Origin of the sequence: Bradyrhizobium sp. LTSP849 (assembly GCF_000938255.1) — a bacterium.
Classification (GTDB): Bacteria; Pseudomonadota; Alphaproteobacteria; order Rhizobiales; family Xanthobacteraceae; genus Bradyrhizobium.
This window is the reverse complement of the sequence record NZ_JYMR01000001.1, coordinates 171,469-191,938: the sequence shown is the minus strand read 5'-3', so window position 1 is coordinate 191,938 and position 20,470 is coordinate 171,469. Positions and strand designations below refer to the sequence as shown.

The following is a 20,470-nucleotide window of genomic DNA, read 5'->3' as shown; positions in this document are numbered from 1 at the left end:
TGAGAGAAGTGCCTGTTCGGCCCGCGGATTGCCGCTGGTCTCCACGCAAGCTTTGGAATCCTGGGGTGTCCGATGTTGAATCGTTTGAGCGTTTCTGCGCTGCTGAAGGCGGTCGTTCTGTCCACCGCACTCGTGATCGTTGCCGGCGTGTCCGTCTTCGCCTGGAGCTCGTGGATCCGGTTGCAGCAAGCCAACCACATGGTTGCGGTTTCGACAGCGTCCGCCGACGCATTCAAGGCGATGTCCAATATCCGGGTCGACCGCTCGAACAGCAGCCAGCAACTGGCCTCCGATATCCAGATGAACAACGATATCGAGAACTATATTCGCGGTGTTCGCAACGAGCAGATGCCCGCGCTTGTACGCTTAATTGAGATCTTGCCCTCGATCGACATCCCGCAGCGGGATATGATCGTTGCCGATATCGACCGGCTGAACAAGGCGCTGATCGCGGCGCAGGCGGAATTCTGGATCGAGGCCGCCAAACCCAGGGCGTCGCGCCGTGCAGCGTTGGCCAAGGACTATACCGACAGCGCGGACGGCTTGATGGCTATCCTCGAAAAGCTGGCGCGCCTGCTTGCAGCCAGTGTCAACCATCAGGATGCGACCATCGATCAGCTCCTCGTGATCAAGCAGATGGCGTGGCTATTGCGCCTGAACGCCGGCCAATATTCGCTTATTGTCGTCAACGCGCTCGACAGCGGCAAAATCACGCCCGAGCTGCAGCTCGCTTATACGAAGTGGAACGGAGGAGCCGATACCGCCTGGAGCGCGATCGAAATCGCCGCCTCCGGCATGCAACTGCCGCCGGCATTGAGCGCAGCCATGGCGGAAACCAAGTCCGCCTATTTCGATCCGCAGTTTTCCGACATACGCGGCGGCATCGTCTCAGCCGTTGCCAAGGGCGAGCAGCCGCCGATGACCAGCGCCGAGTGGAAGCCCTATTTGGTCGGCCGCTTGACGACCGCGGTGAAGTTCGCCGAGGCAGTACTGGCAACCGCCAAGGAACATTCCGCGACGCAGCGCGCTGTGGCGATGCAGTCGCTGACTGTCCTGCTCACGCTGTTGATCGCCGCCATCGTCCTGACCGCTGCCACATTGCTTGCGGTCAGCCGCCGTGTGATTGCGCCGCTGCACCGGATTCGCGACGCCATGCTGAAGGTCGCCGGCGGCGACCTCGCTGTCGACACTGGCTATCTCGACCGTCATGACGAGATCGGCGCACTCGCCGGAGCGCTCGAAACTTTCAAGCAGCACGCGGTGGACAAGCTGAAGATCGAGGCCCACGAACGCGAGCGCAATGCGGAGGCTGCAGCACGCCAGCGCGCGATCGAGAGTTACATCGGCGAGTTCGAGGGTGCGATCAGAAAATCGCTCGACGAGTTGAGCGTTGCCTCGTCCGAGATGCGCAAGACCTCGGGCGATCTCTCCGGCGTGTCGAGTCAGACCAACAATCGCGTCCTGGTTGCCGGCAAGGCCTCGGGCGATGCTTCCGCGAGCGTCGATAGCGTGGCTGTCGCGGCCGAAGAGCTCAGCGCGTCGATCAACGACATCAGCCAGCAGGCGGCACACGCCACAAGTATCGTCAGCCGCGCGGTGACGCAGGCGCGCGACACCGACGTGACGGTGCAGGGACTGGCGAAATCGGCGAACCGGATCGGTGAGGTGGTCGGACTGATCAATACCATCGCCGCGCAGACCAATCTGCTCGCGCTCAACGCCACCATCGAGGCCGCACGTGCCGGCGAGGCCGGCCGCGGTTTTGCGGTTGTCGCCTCCGAGGTCAAATCGCTCGCGACTCAGACCGCGAAGGCGACCGACGAGATATCCGAGCAGATCGCCGGCATCCAGAAGGTTGCCCGCGACGCCATCAATGACATTCAGGCAATCGGCGGCATCATCGGCGAGGTCGACGAGGTCGCAACCGCCATCGCGGCGGCCGTCCAGGAACAGGGCGCGGCCACGCAGGAAATCACGCGCAGCACGCAATATGCGGCCCAAGGCACCAAGCGCGTCTCGGAGAACATCACCGGCGTCAAGACCGATGCGGACGCAGCCGCCGCCGCCGCCGAGAACGTGAAGCAGGCGTCGGAGCTCCTGGAGACGCAGAGCCGCCAGCTCGGATCCGACGTGACAAATTTCCTCGGCAAGATCAGAGCGGCGTAGTCCAGGACCACGGAAGACGACTGAGATCGTGATGGCGGCTTTGGTTAGCCGCTGAGTTCAGAATCGTAGGGTGGGCAAAGGCGCGCTTGCGCCGTGCCCACCTCTTCTCGCATTCCGTAAAACGTGGTGGGCATGCTTCGCCTTGCCTACCCTACGGCACCGCGATGATGTGATCGTCGATCTCGTCGATCCTGTTGACGCCGCACAGGCCCATGGTGGTCAACAGCTCCTTCTGGATGATGTCGATCGCCTTGGCGACGCCGGCCTGGCCGCCGGCACCGAGGCCATAGGCGTAGGCGCGGCCGATCATGCAGGATTTTGCGCCGAGCGCGAGCGCGCGCATCACGTCCTGGCCGGAGCGGATGCCGCCGTCGAACATGACCTCCATCCGCTCACCGACCGCGTCGACGATCTCGGGCAGCACCTCGATCGAGGACGGCGCGCCGTCGAGCTGACGGCCGCCATGGTTGGAGACCACGATCGCCTGCGCGCCGGTTTTCGCGGCGAGCTCGGCGTCCTCGACGTCGAGAATGCCCTTCAGGATCAGCTTGCCCGGCCAGATGCTGCGGATCCAGTCGATGTCCTTCCAGTTCAGCGAGGTGTCGAACTGCGAGTTGATCCAGGTCGACAGCGACGTGATGTCGTCGCTGACCTTCAGATGACCGGCGAGATTGCCGAAGGTGCGGCGCTTGCCCTGGAGCACGCCCGACACCCAGGCCGGCTTGGTGGCGAAATCGATCAGCTTCGACAACGACCATTCCGGCGGCACCGTCATGCCGTTCTTGATGTCCTGGTGGCGCTGGCCGATCACCTGGAGGTCGACGGTCAGCACCAGCGCCGAACATTTCGCCGCCATCGCGCGCTGGATCAGCTCCTTGATGAAGCCGCGGTCCTTCATCACGTAGAGCTGGAACCAGAACGGCTTCTCGACATTGGCGGCGATGTCCTCGATCGAGCAGATCGACATCGTCGATTGCGTGAACGGGATGCCGGCGGCCTGCGCGGCGCGGCAGGCGTAGATCTCGCCGTCGCCATGCTGCATGCCCAGCAGGCCGACAGGCGCGAGCATCAGCGGCATGGTCGAAGGCTCGCCGAGGATTGTGGTCGAGGTGTCGCGGCTGGAGACGTCGATCAGGATGCGCTGGCGGAATTTGATGTCCTGCATGTCATCGCGATTGGCGCGCAGTGTCTCCTCGGCATAGGAACCGCGGTCGCAATAATCGAAGAACGCCTTCGGCACGCGACGCTGATGCAGCGTGCGCAGATCGTCGATACAGGTGATGTGCTTCATGAACGTTTCCCCGGCCCGTCTTGTATCGGAAGTCTTGTATTAGAAGTCTTGCATCGGAAGGTTTAGGGGTCATCTAGCATGGTTGGATGCACAGCCAAATCGTTTGCGAGAGGGGTGCCATGACCAAGCCGCACGCCGGACCGACGCCGGAAGAAATCAAAGAGAAGCAAGACCTCGAAGAAGCGCTGGAAGAGGGCCTCGAAGAGACCTTTCCGGGCTCCGATCCCGTCAACGTCACCCAGCCGGCGCCGAGCCGCGAGGACGGTCATGTGAAGCGGACGGGCTAGCGGGCGGTTCCGTCCCACTCCGGCTTTCCAGCAGGAAATATAATATTAACAATAAGTTACCGGAGCGGTGCCGGCCCGGTTCCGTAATGATTCATCATATTTTTTGAAGCCAAATTAGCTGCGAACGCTTTATAAGACCTCAGCGTAATCAGGGATGGCGGAGCCGTACAAGGCATCCGGGAGTTGTAGTGGGGATCCCTGGTTGTTGCGTGGGGGACGATATGAGCCGCAAATATTTCGGGACGGACGGGATTCGGGGCCGCGCCAACGGACTGATCACGCCGGAGCTCGCGCTCAAGGTCGGCCAGGCCGCAGGCCTTGCGTTTCAGCGCGGTGACCACCGCCACCGGGTCGTGATCGGCAAGGACACCCGCCTGTCCGGCTACATGATCGAATATGCGATGGTCGCGGGCTTCACCTCCGTCGGCATGGACGTGCTGCTGGTCGGCCCGATGCCGACGCCGGCGGTCGCGATGCTGACCAAGTCGATGCGCGCCGATCTCGGCGTGATGATCTCGGCCTCGCATAATCTGTTCGAGGACAACGGCATCAAGCTGTTCGGCCCGCAGGGCTTCAAGCTGTCCGACGACGTCGAGAAGCAGATCGAGCAGCTGCTCGACGAGCCCATCGACAAGCGGCTGGCGCAGAGCGCGAGCCTCGGTCGCGCCCGCCGTATCGACGGCGTGCATGACCGTTACATCGAATTCGCCAAGCGCACGCTGCCGCGCGATTTGTCGCTCGACGGCCTGCGCGTCGTGGTCGATTGCGCCAATGGCGCCGCCTACAAGGTGGTGCCGGAAGCGCTGTGGGAGCTGGGCGCCGACGTGGTGCCGATCGGCGTCGAGCCCGACGGCTTCAACATCAACAAGGATTGCGGCTCGACCTCGCCGGAAGCGCTGTCGAAGAAGGTGCGCGAGATGCGCGCCGACATCGGCATTGCACTCGACGGCGACGCCGACCGCGTCATCCTGGTCGACGAGCGCGGCCATGTCGTCGACGGCGACCAACTGCTCGCGGTGATCGCCCAGAGCTGGAAGGAAGACGGACGGCTGTCGCGGCCCGGCATCGTCGCCACCGTGATGTCCAATCTCGGGCTGGAGCGTTTCCTGAAGGGGCAGGGGCTCGATCTCGTGCGCACGCCGGTCGGTGACCGCTACGTGCTCGAGCAGATGCTGAGCGGCGGCTACAATCTCGGCGGCGAGCAGTCCGGCCACATCATCCTGTCCGACTATGCCACCACTGGTGACGGCTTCGTTGCTGCCTTGCAGGTGCTGGCGGTGGTGCAGAGGCTGCGCCGGCCCGTGTCCGAGGTCTGCCACCGCTTCGATCCGCTGCCGCAGATTCTCAAGAACGTCCGCCACAAGGGCGGCAAGCCGCTCGATGATTCCGACGTCAAGTCGGCGATCTCCGACGGCGAGAAGCGCCTCAACGGCCACGGCCGCCTCTTGATCCGCTCCTCCGGTACCGAGCCGGTGATCCGCGTCATGGCCGAAGGCGAAGACCGCATCCTGGTCGAGGACGTCGTCGACACCATTGTCTCGGCGCTGGGACAAGCCGCGGCGTAAGCAAGTACGATCGTAGCCCGGATGGAGCGCAGCGAAATCCGGGATTCGCGCCCGCGAATACGGATGCCCCGGATTACGCTGCGCTCCATTCGGGCTACGAAATCCTTGGACCTAGCGGAGCGCACGCGCATCCCAGCTATCGACGATTGGCGGTGGTTTGGCCGCCGCTAGCATCGTAGCTAGGCGGATGCGGCGGTTCGCCGCGCCTGCCGGGATTGCTCCATTGAACAAGCCAGTCGTCGTCTCCGAGGAAACGCTGACCGAGCCGGTCGTCGTCGCCGACATCGCGCCCGCTGCCGCGGGGCCGGCCTATGTCGTTCTTGCCGGCATCAGCTTCTCGCACTTCCTCAACGACACCATGCAGTCGCTGATCGCCTCGGTGTATCCAATCCTGAAGGACACCTATGCGCTCGACTTCGCGCAGATCGGCATGATCACGCTGGCCTTCCAGTTCACGGCCTCGCTGCTTCAGCCGGTGGTCGGCCACTACACCGACAAGAAGGCGCAGCCCTATTCGCTGTCGATCGGCATGGCTTCGACCTTCTTCGGCCTGCTGCTGCTCAGCGCCGCGCACCAATATCTCGTCATCCTGATTGCCGCCGCGCTGGTCGGCCTCGGCTCGGCGGTGTTTCATCCCGAGTCCGCGCGCATCGCGCGGCTCGCCTCCGGCGGTCGCCACGGTTTCGCGCAATCGGTGTTCCAGCTCGGTGGCAGCTTTGGTACCTCGATGGGGCCGATATTGGCCGCACTCATCGTAGTGCCGTTCGGGCAGGGCAGTATCGCCTGGTTCTCCTCGATCGCGTTCCTCGCCATCGTCATCCTCTGGCGCATCGGCCGCTGGTATGAACCGCAGATCAAGGCGAAGAAGACGGCGGTGGCTCGCACTCATCCCGACGCGCCGAGCTCGCGCCGCGTCAAGATTGCGCTTCTCGTGCTGGTGGCGTTGCTGTTCTCGAAGCAGCTTTATGTCTCGAGCCTGTCGAGCTACTACATCTTCTATCTGATCGACCGCTTCGGTGTGTCGACGCAGGCGGCCCAGATCTATCTCTTCATCTTCCTGGCGGCGAACGCCGTCGGCGCGTTCTTCGGTGGTCCCTTGGGGGACCGCTTCGGCCGCAAGATCGTGATCTGGATCTCGATCCTCGGCGCGCTGCCGTTCACGCTGGCGCTGCCTTATGCCGGGCTCTATGCAAGCGCGGCGCTCACAGTCGTCATCGGCCTGATCATCTCCTCGACGACGTCGTCGATCATCGTGTTCGCGCAGGAGCTGGTGCCGCACCGCTTCGGCATGATCTCCGGCGTGTTCTTCGGCGTCGCCTTCGGCATCGGCGGCTTAGGCGCCGCCGTGCTCGGCAAGCTCGCCGATCACACCTCGATCGAGTTCGTCTATCAGGTCTGCGCCTATCTGCCGGCGATCGGGCTTCTTGCGGTGTTCCTGCCCAAGCTGCCGCAGCACGCGCGTTAACAAATCCTTTTTCGCCGCAAGGCGGCTTCATCAATCGTTAGCAATTGCGGCGCGCGAGCGCCGCATTTTTGCAACGCTCTTGCCGCATCCGCGCGCTCGTTGCGAAAAAATCAACCTTAAAAATTAGGGTTAAGTGGCGCTTAAACATTTGGTGCGATCGTCCGGCCTGTGAGTTTCCAGAAAGTGAGGCGCCCGTATTGCCTCACCGGCCAAAAGGACGAAGCCAATGCGTAGCGTGAAGTCTCTCCTTGCCGCGGGTGCGGCATCACTGATCTCGTCGATGGCGTTCGCCGCCGATATGCCGATCGCGGCACCGCCCCCCATGTACGCGCCGGTCGCCCCGCCCTCCGATTTCGGCGGCTGGTATCTGCGCGGCGACGTCGGCATGACCAACCAGAGCGCCAAGCGCATCGACAGCGCGACTGCGGCTGCGTTCCCGACCACGACGAACGGGCTCGGCTTCGACTCGTCGCCGCTGTTCGACCTCGGCGTCGGCTATCGCTTCAACAACTGGTTCCGCGCCGACGTGATCGGTCAGTACCGCGGCAAGGCCAATCTGCACGGTTCGGACAGCGTCGTCCTCGGTGCGACCGACGTCGAAGCCAACACCTACACCGGCAGCAAGTCCGAGTGGGTCGTCATGGCCAACGCCTATGTCGATCTCGGCACCTGGTGGTGCATCACGCCGTTCATCGGCGCCGGTGTCGGCGGCTCCTACAACAAGCTGAGCAGCTTCCAGGACAACGGCGTCCGCTACACCGCCGGTGCGCTGTCCAACAGCGTCACCTATTTCGGCGACAACGGTAAGTGGAACCTGGCCTGGGCTGCCCACGCCGGTCTCGCCTACAAGGTCAATCCCGGCTTCACCGTCGAACTGGCCTACAGCTACATGGATCTCGGCGATGCCGCGCCCGGCAACTTCCGCGCGTTCGACGGCAGCATCTCCGGCTCCTCGACGATCAAGGTCAAGGACATCACCTCGCACGACGTCAAGCTCGGCGTGCGCTGGGAGCTCAACAGCCCGCCGGTCTACGCGCCGGCGCCGCTCGTCACCAAGGGCTGATCGACAACTCGATCGGTTAGGATTTCCTAACGGCGCGGGATCATCCCGCGCCGTTTTGCTTTGCGTATTTTTCATGGCGTGACAGCGATGAAAGCGCCCGACGCAACCATTGGTTAAGGTTAACGAGCCATGATCACGAGCGAAAGTTCGAGTTCGATGGAGCGTTGCAATGCGTAGGCTGATGTTGGCGGCGGCGATGTTGGGGACGGTGTCTGCCGCGCACGCGGCCGATATGCCGGATCTGCCGGTGCTGCGCGGCGGCATCACCGACGGCCTGTCGAAGACGGCACACAATTGGGACGGCGTCTATTTCGGCGGCAGCGCCGGCTACACGACCGACGCAACTGATTTCGGCCAAAGCGTTGTCGGCCTGACCAACTACATCTTCCGCGACAGCGTGCTTCAGCAGCCGACGTCGACGTGGTCGCTCCTGCAAAAGGCCAACACCCAAGGCACCAATTTCGGCGGCTTCGTCGGCCGCAATTGGCAGTGGTACGATGCCATTCTCAGTCTCGAAGGCACCTACAGCTATTTCGGCAACCTCTCGTCGGGGTCGACGGGCTCGAACGCGCTCGTGATCGTCAACCCGCCCGGTGAGACGCGGGCCGCCGGCATCACCAACAACTATGCGGTGTCGCTCACCGGGGCCGCCACGGCGCAGGTCAAGGACATGGTCACGCTCCGCGGCCGCGTCGGTTGGGATGGCGGCGACTTCATGCCATACGCCTTCTTCGGCGCAGCCGTCGGACGGATGGATGTGACCCGCACGGTGACGAGCAATGTGCAGCTGCGCGTGGACGTCACCACAACGGACATCTTCGGCAACCAGAACACCACGCTCGGAACATACGCACCCGTCCCAGCGCAGTCGGGGACGCAGGGGCAGCACAGGACCAACACCTTCGCGGTGGGCTGGACCGCCGGCCTCGGCCTCGAATATTGCATTTGGGACGGGCTGTTCGCGCGCGTGGAATACGAGCACGTCCAGTTCTCCCCCGTCATGAACACGAATGTGACGCTGAACAACGCGCGCGTCGGGCTCGGCTACAAGTTCTGACGCTGCTTCGCCGCGCCGCGGTTGACAGGTTCGCTACGTCCTGATGCTCTGTCGCTCCAAGCAGGGTGCGGCGGCGATGCAGATCTACGGCGATACCAATTCCGGCAATTGTCTGAAGGTGAAATGGGTCTGCGACACGCTCGCGCTGCCCTATCGCTGGATCGAGATCGATACGCGCAAGGGCGAGACGCGCACGCCGCAATTCCTCAAGATGAACAGCGCCGGCCAGGTCCCGACGATCGCATTCGACGACGGTCGCACCCTGGCGCAGTCCAATGCCATCATCCGCTATCTCGCCCGCGACAGCGCACTGATTCCGCGCGACGCTTTTGCCGCTGCCAAGATGGACGAATGGCTGTTCTGGGAACAATACAGCCACGAGCCCTATATCGCGGTGTGCCGCTTCCAGCTGGTCTATCTCGGCAAGGACGCATCCGAGCTCGATTCGGAGAAGGTCAAGCGTGGCTATGCGGCGCTCGACCGCATGGAGGCGCATCTCGCCGCCAGCCGCTTCTTCGCCGGGGAAGCGGTTTCGCTCGCCGACGTCTCGCTGCTCGCCTATACCCGCGTCGCGCATGAAGGCGGCTTCGATCTCGGCCGATACGCGGCCATCCGCCGCTGGATCGGAGAAACCGAGACCTATCTCGGTCTTCCATCGGCGCGCTGAGCCCGGAGCCTCTCACATGACTGCCAATTCCGTTTCCATCCGCCCTGCGCGTCGCGAGGACGTCGCCGCGATCGTGGCGATGCTCGCCGACGATCATCTCGGCCGTGCCCGCGAACGGGTCGAGGATCCGCTGCCCGCCGTCTATTACGAGGCGTTCGAGCGGGTCGAGCGCGATCAAAACCTCCAGCTCGTGGTCGCCGAGAGCGAGGGCAGGGTGGTCGGCTGCCTGCAACTCGCGGTGCTGCCGGGCATCAGCTCGCAAGGCGGCCTCCGCGGTCTGCTCGAGGATGTCCGCGTTGCCACTGATTGTCGCAGCCGCGGCATCGGCGAGCAATTGGTGCAGTGGGCGGTTACCGAGGCAAAAGCGCGCGGCTGCAATCTGGTCGAATTGCTGACGCATCAGAGTCGCGTCGATGCGCAGCGCTTCTACAAGCGGCTTGGATTTGCTGCGAGTCATGTAGGCATGACTGTGCGCTTTTGAGGCAGCGCGTCGCAGCCGTTGCGCAAGCTGCGAAATCGGATCGCACGTTCGTTCATGTTAAGAGCTGATAAACTACCCAGCGGTCGTTCACGTTGATCCGGGAACGAAGGGTGCTACGCCAGCGTCAGACACCGGGCTCGGTCGGTTCGGGGATTTCAATGACAAGCTATTCAATGATCAAGGTCGGCAACGACTACGTTGTGCAGGCCAATGACAAGTGCATTTTGAAAGTCGGCAGCCGCCGTCGCGCCGCGCAATTGATCAGCGATGCCACGGGCTTGCTGAACGCGCTGACGCGCGTCGAATCCCCGGAGATCGCGCCGGAGGCGCCATCACTGGCGCGTGAGGTCCCGGAACTTCCTTGACGACTCTTCCTGTTTCCCGTATCAGCCGCGGCGGGACACCTCCCCCCAACGGGAGGCTCACTATCTGGAAGGGTAGATTATGACTGTAGCGAAGCCCGCTTCGCGGCCGAACGTGCCGCATTTCTCGTCCGGCCCCTGCGCCAAGCGCCCCGGATGGAACGCCCAAAATCTCAAGGACGCAGCGCTCGGCCGTTCGCATCGCGCGAAGGTCGGCAAGACCAAGCTCAAGCTCGCGATCGATCTGACGCGCGAAGTGCTTGAAGTGCCCGCCGATTATCGCATCGGTATCGTGCCGGCGTCCGATACCGGCGCGGTCGAGATGGCACTGTGGTCGCTGCTCGGTGCGCGGCCCGTCACCACGCTCGCCTGGGAATCCTTCGGCGAGGGCTGGGTCAGCGACATCGTCAAGGAATTGAAGCTCAAGGACGTCACCAAGCTCAACGCAGCCTATGGCGAAATCCCCGACCTCTCCAAGGTCGATCAGAACAGCGACGTCGTCTTCACCTGGAACGGCACCACCTCCGGCGTGCGCGTGCCCAATGCCGACTGGATCAGCGCGACCCGCGCAGGCCTGACCATTTGCGACGCCACGTCGGCCGCATTTGCGCAAGCCCTCGACTGGGCCAAGCTCGATGTCGTCACCTTCTCCTGGCAGAAGGCGCTCGGCGGCGAAGCCGCGCACGGCATGCTGATCCTCTCGCCGCGCGCGGTGGAGCGGCTCGAGACCTACAAGCCGGCCTGGCCGCTGCCGAAGATCTTCCGCATGACCAAGGGCGGCAAGATCAACGAAGGCATCTTCGTCGGCGAGACCATCAACACGCCCTCGATGCTCTGCGTCGAGGACTATCTCGACGCGTTGACCTGGGCCAAGTCGATCGGCGGCCTCAAGGCGCTGATCGCGCGCGCCGACGCCAACACCAAGGTGCTTGCCGACTGGAAGGCGAAGACGCCCTGGATCGACTTTCTGGCCAAGGATGCGGCGATCCGCTCCAACACCTCGGTGTGCCTGAAGTTCACCGATCCCGCGCTCACCTCGCTTTCGGAGGACGCGCAAGCCGAGTTCTCCAAGAAGCTGGTTGCGCTGGTCGAGAAGGAAGGCGCGGGCTACGACTTCGCCTATTACCGTGACGCACCGGCTGGCCTGCGCATCTGGTGCGGCGCCACCGTCGAGGCGAAGGACGTCGAGCTCCTGACCCAGTGGATCGACTGGGCGTTTGCCGAGACCAAGGCCGCTCTGCCCAAGGCAGCGTAAGGTTCTTTTTCGCCTCTCCCCGTTCTTGCGGGGAGAGGGAGAAGAAATCGCTTCAAGACATCAACCTATTCCGGTCGAAGGCCACCCGTCGTTTCAGGGCAGGTAGAGGATCATCCCCATGACCAAACCCAAAGTTCTCATTTCCGACGCGCTTTCGCCCGCTGCCGTGCAGATCTTCAAGGATCGCGGCGTCGAGGTCGACTTCCAGCCCAACCTCGGCAAGGACAAGGACAAGCTCGCCGAGATCATCGGCAATTACGACGGCCTCGCGATCCGCTCCGCGACCAAGGCGACCGCGAAGATCCTGGAGAAGGCGACCAACCTCAAGGTGATCGGCCGCGCCGGCATCGGCGTCGACAACGTCGAGATCCCGGCCGCGACGGCCAAGGGCATCATCGTGATGAACACGCCGTTCGGCAACTCGATCACGACCGCCGAGCACGCCATCACGCTGATGCTGGCGCTGGCCCGCGAGATCCCGCAGGCCGACGCCTCGACCCAGGCCGGCAAGTGGGAGAAGAACCGCTTCATGGGCGTCGAGATCACCGGCAAGGTGCTCGGCGTGGTCGGCTGCGGCAATATCGGCTCGATCGTCGCCGACCGCGCGCTCGGCCTGCGCATGAAGGTCATCGCGTTCGATCCGTTCCTGTCGCCGGAGCGCGCCAAGGACATCGGCGTCGAGAAGGTCGATCTCGATGATCTCCTGAAGCGCGCCGACTTCATCACGCTGCACACCCCGCTGACCGAGAAGACCAAGAACATCATCGACGCGGCCGCGATCGCGAAGATGAAGAAGGGCGCGCGCCTGATCAACTGTGCCCGTGGCGGTCTGGTCGACGAGCAGGCGGTGGTCGATGCGCTGAATTCCAAGCACATTGCCGGCGCCGCCTTCGACGTCTTCGTCGAGGAGCCCGCGACTGCGAACGTGCTGTTCGGCCATCCCAACGTGATCTGCACGCCGCATCTCGGCGCCTCCACCACCGAAGCGCAGGAGAACGTCGCGCTCCAGGTTGCCGAGCAGATGTCGGACTATCTGCTCACTGGCGCGATCTCGAACGCCGTCAACTTCCCCTCGATCACCGCGGAAGAGGCGCCGAAGCTGAAGCCGTTCATCGCGCTCGCCGAAAAGCTCGGCTCGTTCGCCGGCCAGCTCACGGAGTCCGGCATCCTCAAGGTGGAGATCACCTATGAGGGCCACGTCGCCGAGATGAAGATCAAGGCGATCACGTCAGCCGTGCTGTCGGGCCTGCTGCGGCCGATGCTCGGCGAGGTCAACGTGGTGTCCGCCCCCGTCGTCGCCAAGGAGCGCGGCATGGTGGTCGACGAGATCGTGCGCGCCGCCCAGAGCGATTATGAGAGCCTGATCACCGTGACGGTTACAACGGAGCGCCAGGAGCGGTCCGTCTCCGGCACCGTCTATGCCGACGGCAAGCCGCGCCTCGTCGACATCAAGGGCATCCGCGTCGATGCCGAGTTCGGCAAATCGATGATCTACGTCACCAACGAGGACAAGCCGGGCTTCATCGGCAAGTTCGCGAGCCTGCTCGGCGACGCCAAGATCAACATCGCGACCTTCCATCTCGGCCGCGTCGCGCCCGGCTCCGATGCCATCGCGCTGATCGAGGTCGACGGCGCGGTGCCGGCGGATTTGCTCGCCAAGGTGCAGGCCCTGCCGCAGGTCAAGCAGGTCAAGGCGCTGACGTTCTGAGGCACGCGTCAATCCCCAATGCGCAATTGCGCATTGCGGCCTGCGCGCCACGGAATGACGGGTATCATATATTCCGACCTGCGGAACAAAAACGCCGCCCCGCCTTGCGAGGGCGGCGTTTTTGTTGATGCAGCGCGGCGCTTTATTTCTCCCGCACTTCCCAAACTTTGTGTACCAATGGCACCAGGACACTCCGTACCAATCGTTTGAAAAGGGAGAAAACAATGCGTGAAGCCGTCATCGTTTCCTATGCACGCACGGGCCTGGCGAAGTCCGGCCGCGGCGGGTTCAACATCACGCCGCCGATGTCGCTCGCGGCCCACGCCATCCACCACGCGGTCGACCGCGCCGGCGTTGAGAAGGACTATGTCGAGGATTGCTATCTCGGCAATTGCGCCCATGGCGCACCGAATATCGGCCGTCAGTCGGCGCTGCTCGCAGGGCTGCCGAAATCAACCGGCGGCGTCTCGGTGAACCGCTTCTGCTCCTCGGGCCTCCAGACCATCGCGATGGCCGCGAACTCCATTCGCTCGGACGGTTCTGACTGCATCGTCGCGGGCGGCGTCGAGAGCATCTCGATTCCGGGCGGCGGCTCGCCGAAGGAATGGGTCGATCCCGAGTTGCTCAAGACGGCGCCGGCCATCTTCATGGCGATGATCGACACCGCCGACATCGTCGCCGAGCGCTACAAGCTCAGCCGCGAATATCAGGACGAATATTCGCTGGAGTCGCAGCGCCGCATGGCCGCGGCCCAGCAGGCCAACAAGTTCAAGGACGAGATCGTCCCGATGAAGACCAAGATGAAGGTGGTCGACAAGGCGACCAAGGCCGAGTCCATCGTCGACTACGTCGTCGACCGCGACGAGTGCAACCGTCCCGAGACCACGCTGGAGGGCCTCGCCAAGCTCGAGCCGGTGAAGGGCCCGGGCAAGTACGTCACTGCGGGCAATGCCAGCCAGCTCTCGGACGGCGCAGCTGCCGTGGTGCTGATGGAAGCCAAGGATGCGGAGAAGCGCGGTCTCAATCCGATGGGCCGCTTCGTCGCCTGGGCGGCCGCAGGCTGCGAGCCGGACGAGATGGGCATCGGCCCGATCTTTGCGGTGCCGAAGCTGTTGAAGCGCCATGGCCTGAAGATCGACGATATCGATCTCTGGGAGCTCAACGAGGCCTTCGCCAGCCAGTGCCTCTATTCGCGCGACAAGCTCGGCATCGATCCCGAGAAGTACAACGTCAACGGCGGCTCGATCGCGATCGGCCATCCCTTCGGCATGACCGGCGCGCGCCTCACCGGCCATCTGCTCCAGGAAGGCAAGCGCCGCAAGGCCAAGTGGGGCGTGGTGACCATGTGCATCGGCGGCGGCCAGGGCGGCGCCGGCCTGTTCGAGATCTACAGCTGATCTGAACGCCTGACATGTGAAAGGCACGGCGCCACAAACGCCGTGCCTTTTTTGTTGCGCATCTCTCGCTGCGAAACTATATAGACCCCGTCGGAAAAGGCAGATTTGGTCTGGTAAGCTCAAATCCTTTCGGTAACGAAAGCTCTGGTCTTTGGCCTTGTGCACGAGATCCCCGCGACGAACATCGGGCGCCACGCAGGCGCTCAATTGTTCGTCCGTGTGATTCTCAAGCGCTGGGAACGCTCCGGTCGAACATCGACCACAGGAGCGTCTCATGCAAACTCAGTCCACAAATCTCTACGACGTCGTCATTGCCGGTGCCGGCCCCGTTGGCCTGTTTCTCGCGTGCGAATTGCGGCTCGCCGGGCTCTCGGTCCTGGTGCTGGAGCAAGCGCAAGACCCGCACTCGGCCCTGAAGCAACTTCCGTTCGGCCTGCGCGGCCTTTCGATCGCCACGCTCGAGGCCTTTCACCGGCGTGGCCTGCTGGACGATGTCGCGGCCGCGCAGCGCGCGAGCTCCGGCGCGATCAAGACCGCAGCCCACTGGATGCAGCAGACACGACGGCCCGCGGGGCATTTTGCCGGCATCCAGTTCTATCAGGACGACATCGATGCCGCGAAGTGGCCCTGGCGCCTGCCAACGCCGGCCGATGCCAACGTCGCGGTCGACATGGAAACTCTCGAAACTGTTCTCGCCGCGCGCGCGCACAGCATGGGCGTCGAGATCCGGCGCGGCTTTGGCGTCACCGCCATTGCCGATTCAGATGAAGACGTCGCGGTGCAGGCAGGCGGCGAGACTTTTCGGGGACGCTGGCTCGTCGGTTGTGACGGCGGCCGCAGCACGGTGCGCAAGATCAGCGGATTCGACTTCGTCGGTACCGACCCCGAGTTCACGGGCTATTCCGTCGAGGCCGAGCTCGCCGATCCCACGAAACTCCGCCCGGGCCGCAACTACACGCCCGCGGGCATGTACACCTTCGCTCAGCCCGGGACGATCGCGATGGTCGATTTCGACGGCGGCGCTTTCCACCGGACCGAGCCGATCACAATCGAGCATGTGCAGAGGGTCTTGCGCCATGTGTCCTGCACGGACGTCACCATCACCGCCGTTCGGCTTGCTGCCACCTGGACGGATCGGGCCCATCAGGCAACGACCTATCGCAAGGGACGTGTGCTGCTCGCGGGCGACGCCGCCCACATCCATTCGCCGCTGGGCGGCCAGGGCCTCAATCTCGGTCTCGGTGATGCCTTGAATTTGGGTTGGAAGCTGGCTGCGACGATCCACGGGCATGCACCGGCAAATCTCCTCGATACCTATTCGCGCGAGCGGCATCCCGTGGGCGCGCAGATCCTCGACTGGTCGCGCGCGCAGGTCGCGATCATGCGGCCGACGCCGAGCACCCGCGCGCTCCAGTCCATCATTCGCGATCTGATCGAGACCCGGGACGGCACGACCTATTTCGCCGAGCGCGTGCGCGGCGTTTCGCTCCGCTACGATCTCGGCGGCAACCATCCGCTTGTCGGCCGGAGCGTTTCCGATTTCGAATGGCCTGACGGCACGACGGTCGGAGAACGTCTGAGGCAAGCGAAAGGCTTATTGCTGGATTTCGACGCACTTGCACCGCTCCAGGCGCTCGCAAGCCGCTGGGGCGATCGGATCACCTATGTCGCAGGCGAGCCGAGGGATCGGCTGGGCCTGAGCGCTGTGCTGGTGCGCCCCGATGGCTTCGTCGCCTGGGCCAGCGACGGTGCGTCCGACGATGAGGAGGCCGCTCACGCCGCGGCGCGATGGTTCGGTGAAGCCACGGAGGCGCGTTAAGCGCCGCCGCGGCTTTAAGCCCGCGCCAGCGCCGGTGCGAACACCACTTCGATCAGCGTGCCGGTGTTGGCCGTGCTCCTGATGTTGAACTGGGCGCGGTTGGCTTCGACCAGCGCCTTGGTCAGGGACAGGTTGAGTGCCGAACTGTCCGACGCGTCTCCGGGCGGCGGGGTACGGAACGGCTCCATCGCGGCTGCGACTTCCTTTTCGCTCAGCCCATGGCCGGTGTCGCGGATGCGCAAGCACACGTCGCCGCGGTCGTTGAGCGCGGTCGAGACGATGACCTGGCCGCCGGCACTCGCCAATCGGATCGAGTTGGAGATCAGGTTCATGGTGACCTGCCGCAGCGCGCGCGTATCTGCGGTGACCTGCGGCAGCGCATGCGCGAGCGAGGTGCGGATGATGATGCGCTCGCGGTTGGCCTGCGGCTGCATCACCACGACGCAGGCTTCAACGAGATCGTTGAGGCTGAGATTGGCGAAGTTGAGATCGAGCTTGCCGGTCTCGATTCGCGACAGCTCCAGCAGATCGTCGATGATGGTGATAACGCGCTCGCCGGAGGCGCGGATGTCCTTCATGTATTCGCCGTAGCGCTCGTTGCCGAGCGTGCCGAAGCGTTCGGAGATCATCACCTCGGCAAAGCCGATGATGGCGTTGAGCGGCGTGCGGATCTCGTGGCTGATCCGCGCCAGCATGTCGGCCTTGGCGTTGGCGGCGCCGTCGACGAGGCGGCGCGCCCGCGTCAGCTCGTTCTCGCCCTGCTTGCTCTGCGAGAGGTCGCGGAACACCGCGAAGAAGTTCGGGCCGTCGGGCCTGGTACGGCCCATGATCATGGCGAGCGGAAGCACGCCGCCGTTCTTCTCGCGGCCCAGCACCTCGCGGCCATGGTCGAGCAGGCTCGCGATGTCCTGACTCTTGACGCTTTCGAGATAGTCGATGACGACATGCTGGCTCTCAGGTGCGAACAGCGTCACCAGATTTTGCTGCATCAGCGCTTCGCCGTCATAACCGAACAGCGCCTCGGCGCTGCGGTTGCAGGCGTAGATGTTGCCTTCGGCATCGAACATCACGATGCCTTCGGCCGTGGTGTCGAGGATCGCGGCGAGATCCTCCGCGTCCGCATCGCCGGCCTCGGGCTCAGCAGCGAAGGGGAAGGATTCTGCGACAACAGGATTGGCGACGACAGGCTCGGCGACAACCGGCGGCGCAACGATGGGCGCGGCGATGTCAGCTGTCACTTGCGGCAGCGCGCAGATCAGCGCATGCGCGGATGCGCCGTCCCAGTCGATGGTGTGCAGATGGGCTTCAGTTGTCGCGAGCGGCTGCTCGCCATTGGCGACCGTCGCGCTGATCGTCACCGGCGTGCCGGCCTGCGAGGTGCTGCTGGCCGCGGACACGCCGGGCTCGACATAGAGCGCATCGAGCCCGCCGGCATCTTCCAGTGCGCCGAGATTGGAATAGCCCATGCGCGCGAGGAAGGCGGAGTTGGCGTAGAGCAGGCGGTCGAGGCGATAGATCAAAATGCCCGTCGGCAGCAGGTCGAGCAGCGTGCGGTCGCGCGCGCTGTCGCCGCGCGCCGGCGGCGCAGGCTCAGCCAGCCACTCGACCGCAGCCAGCGGCGCCTCTGGTTCAGGGAGCGCCGGTTCAGCTTCGATCTCGGTCGTGAGCGGCTCGGACGATGTGGCCGTGATCGTTTCCCGCTCGCGTTCGAGCCGCTCGGACAATTGCCGGGCGAGCTCGTTGAACGCGCTGTTCTCGACCGGCGTCAGCGTCGGCGATCTCTGATCACTGGGTGATCTCTGATCACCCTGTGATCTCTGATCGCCGGCCGGTCGGAACGGTACGACGTTGGGAGGCGTTTCCACGGATGTTTCCAGACTGGTTGGCTGTGAATTCGCGTCGCTTAAGGGTTCGGGCAGTTCGGGCTCAGGTGTGGGCGGCGGCGGCTCGGTCGACGGAGGCGGCGCCTCCGGCTCGGGATCAGGCTCGACCACATCGGCCGAGAGGCTCTGCGGTACGAGCGGCTCGGTGAGCAGCTCGTAGCGCCGGAGCGCATCGAGCCGGTTGAGGCCGTCGAGATCGCGGCAGACGCCAAAGCCCTTGAAGCCCGCAAAATTGCGCTCGCGGTCGTAGACCGGCAGGCCCGCAAGCTCGACCGGCAAATGCTCGCCGCCGTCAGTCGGCCAGTTCACGGTGATGCCGGCCCAGGTGTCGTGGCTCGCCAGCGCCTGCGCGACGCGCCCGTCGGGATCGAGCGCAAACTCGTCGGCGATCTCGTGCCAGGGCCGGCCGAAGCCGGACGCAATGTGCGCGCCGATCAGGCGGATGAACTCGCTGGTTGCGAGCACAAAGCGGCCCTCCGCATCCATCTGCCACAGGAAGCGCAGCGGATGCTGATGCGGTGCGGGCGGTTCCGCCTGGGCCGACGACGGCTCGACCATAAGGGGCGTGATCGGCGCGGCTTGCGGCGGCACGATGGCTGAGGGCGGGTTTTCAACCGGAGTTTTGGGCGCGGCTTCGCTCACCGCTTCGAAATTGTCTTGAACGTTGTCTTGAACGTGGTCTTGGACGTTGTCCTGAACGTTTTCTCGGATGTTTTCTTGGACCGGCGCGGGGGCTTGCGCGGGCGTTTCGACCGGCTCGGCGAATGCGTCGAACATCTGTATCGCGGCTTCGGCCTCGTTGTTCGCTGGCGGCGGCTCGGCCGGCGTGGCGACGGCTTGTGGCGTGGGTTGAACCGGCGCTTCAGGCGCGGCGTCCGGCGCGCTCTCAGCCGTGGGCGCGGCAGGTTCGGCCTGCGCGACGATGGGCTCGATCAGCGCGACAAGGCCGACATCGGCACCGAGGCCAACCCGCTGCAGCACCATGGTGCCGATGCCGATCGGCATCTCGACACGGCCTTTGGTGAGCGCATCGCTGCGCGCCTGTTCGAGGCCGGCCTCGCTGAGATCGCGAAAGCCGAGCAGGGGACGCGCCGCCTCGCTTGCGCCGATGAAAAGGCCGTCGGGCGCGAACGCCGCCATCGGCACCGCTGCGCCTTCGACCAGGCGATGCAGGCGCTCGACCAGCGGCATGATGCGCCCCGTTGCACTCATCGCGGTGACGAGCACGGCATGTCCGCCATCGGCAAATTCGAGCCGCGCACAGGCGCAGGTCATCAGCGTGCCGAGCGCGGCGCCGAAGCCGCGCAGCCGCTCCAGCCTGATGGCGCCACCCGCGGGCAGCCGTCGGGCAAGCTGGGCGATCTGGCGGCGATGGCTGTCGGCCGGTCCGAAGATCTTTTGCGCGAGAGCAGCTGCGTTGGACGCGCCGAAGAATTTGGCGCCGACCGGATTGGCCCACAGCACGCGCGCGCCGTCGATCGACCAGAGCCACGCAGGCAGCGGAGAGGTCGCATGCACGGCCAGCCGCGGATCGCCGACGCCTCGCAACTGGAAATCCGAATTCGTCATCCGACCGGCTTGTGTCTCGCTGTCACGCATCAGGGTACGGCGCTGCCGGGAATGGCAGCCTTAAGAAAGGGTTAGTATCGCGCGCGGGCGCGGGCAGGTCCACGGCCCCGGTCTACAGGGCAAGACCTAAAGCCGCGATAACCTTAATCCGGCCGGCCCTGCAAGCCGCACCGCGGCTGCATCCGCAGGATTCAGCGCGGGCGCTGTGGCCCATCCTTCGAGACGCCCGCTTTGGGCGGGCTCCTCAGGATGAGGGCGGCGTGTGCGGCAGCAATATCGGCAGGCACCGATGCCGCTTAGCCTCATCCTGAGGAGACCGCAAAGCGGTTGTCTCGAAGGACGGGGGCGCGCTCAGGCTCGCCTTGTGGTACCGCAACCATGAGTTCCCCCACCCAGGAACCTCATCCTCCCCGGGATTAAATTATGGCAACGCAG

At 64.3% G+C, this 20,470-nt stretch carries 15 protein-coding genes; 13 read left to right on the top strand and 2 right to left on the bottom strand.

Translation table 11 applies throughout. The features are described from left to right. The first annotated feature begins 72 nt into the window (after positions 1-72). Positions 73-2,166 (top strand): methyl-accepting chemotaxis protein, encoded by a 2,094-nt coding sequence (locus tag UB31_RS00885; protein WP_045009457.1) that lies wholly within the window; start codon positions 73-75, stop codon positions 2,164-2,166. A 151-nt stretch (positions 2,167-2,317) separates the two neighbouring features. On the opposite strand, the gene UB31_RS00880 is transcribed toward UB31_RS00885, so the two are convergent. Next, positions 2,318-3,457, bottom strand: a complete 1,140-nt coding sequence (locus UB31_RS00880) for an alpha-hydroxy acid oxidase (RefSeq protein ID WP_045003678.1) — start codon at positions 3,455-3,457, stop codon at positions 2,318-2,320. Positions 3,458-3,576: 119 nt separating this feature from the next. Between UB31_RS00880 and UB31_RS41990 the strand changes: the two genes are divergently transcribed. The 12 genes from UB31_RS41990 to UB31_RS00825 all read left to right on the top strand — a co-directional run bounded on the left by UB31_RS41990 (position 3,577) and on the right by UB31_RS00825 (position 16,583). Continuing rightward, a complete protein-coding gene (locus UB31_RS41990) occupies positions 3,577-3,744 on the top strand; it encodes a hypothetical protein (RefSeq protein WP_197087265.1) in 168 nt (55 codons plus the stop codon). A gap of 221 nt (positions 3,745-3,965) precedes the next feature. After that, entirely contained in the window at positions 3,966-5,309 is a 1,344-nt protein-coding gene (gene glmM / locus UB31_RS00875) for a phosphoglucosamine mutase (protein ID WP_045003676.1), read from the top strand. A 223-nt stretch (positions 5,310-5,532) separates the two neighbouring features. Further along, positions 5,533-6,774 carry an MFS transporter gene (locus UB31_RS00870; protein ID WP_045009456.1) on the top strand — a complete coding sequence of 414 codons (1,242 nt, stop codon included), beginning with the start codon at positions 5,533-5,535 and terminating at the stop codon, positions 6,772-6,774. Positions 6,775-7,000: 226 nt separating this feature from the next. Continuing rightward, on the top strand, positions 7,001-7,837 hold the full coding sequence (locus tag UB31_RS00865; RefSeq protein WP_045003674.1) for an outer membrane beta-barrel protein: 837 nt from the start codon (positions 7,001-7,003) through the stop codon (positions 7,835-7,837). Between the two features lie 169 nt (positions 7,838-8,006). After that, positions 8,007-8,894: an outer membrane protein gene (locus UB31_RS00860; RefSeq protein ID WP_045009455.1), complete on the top strand. Its 888-nt coding sequence runs from the start codon at positions 8,007-8,009 to the stop codon at positions 8,892-8,894. 76 nt (positions 8,895-8,970) lie between these two features. After that, the gene (locus UB31_RS00855; RefSeq protein WP_045009454.1) at positions 8,971-9,561 is read left to right on the top strand and encodes a glutathione S-transferase family protein; all 591 of its coding nucleotides are present in this window, start codon (positions 8,971-8,973) and stop codon (positions 9,559-9,561) included. Positions 9,562-9,577: 16 nt separating this feature from the next. Beyond that, positions 9,578-10,042, top strand: a complete 465-nt coding sequence (locus UB31_RS00850; protein WP_045003672.1) for a GNAT family N-acetyltransferase — start codon at positions 9,578-9,580, stop codon at positions 10,040-10,042. A gap of 173 nt (positions 10,043-10,215) precedes the next feature. Then, positions 10,216-10,407: a hypothetical protein gene (locus UB31_RS00845; protein WP_245305926.1), complete on the top strand. Its 192-nt coding sequence runs from the start codon at positions 10,216-10,218 to the stop codon at positions 10,405-10,407. A gap of 79 nt (positions 10,408-10,486) precedes the next feature. Then, the gene (locus UB31_RS00840; protein WP_045003670.1) at positions 10,487-11,659 is read left to right on the top strand and encodes a phosphoserine transaminase; all 1,173 of its coding nucleotides are present in this window, start codon (positions 10,487-10,489) and stop codon (positions 11,657-11,659) included. A gap of 118 nt (positions 11,660-11,777) precedes the next feature. Next, on the top strand, positions 11,778-13,367 hold the full coding sequence (serA, locus tag UB31_RS00835) for a phosphoglycerate dehydrogenase (protein ID WP_045003669.1): 1,590 nt from the start codon (positions 11,778-11,780) through the stop codon (positions 13,365-13,367). A 224-nt stretch (positions 13,368-13,591) separates the two neighbouring features. Next, a complete protein-coding gene (locus UB31_RS00830; RefSeq protein WP_045003667.1) occupies positions 13,592-14,764 on the top strand; it encodes a thiolase family protein in 1,173 nt (390 codons plus the stop codon). Positions 14,765-15,038: 274 nt separating this feature from the next. Continuing rightward, positions 15,039-16,583 (top strand): FAD-dependent oxidoreductase, encoded by a 1,545-nt coding sequence (locus UB31_RS00825; RefSeq protein ID WP_045009452.1) that lies wholly within the window; start codon positions 15,039-15,041, stop codon positions 16,581-16,583. A 14-nt stretch (positions 16,584-16,597) separates the two neighbouring features. Here UB31_RS00825 and UB31_RS00820 read toward each other — a convergent pair whose 3' ends face one another. Next, a complete protein-coding gene (locus tag UB31_RS00820; protein ID WP_045009501.1) occupies positions 16,598-20,035 on the bottom strand; it encodes a PAS domain S-box protein in 3,438 nt (1,145 codons plus the stop codon). Positions 20,036-20,470: the final 435 nt, after the last annotated feature.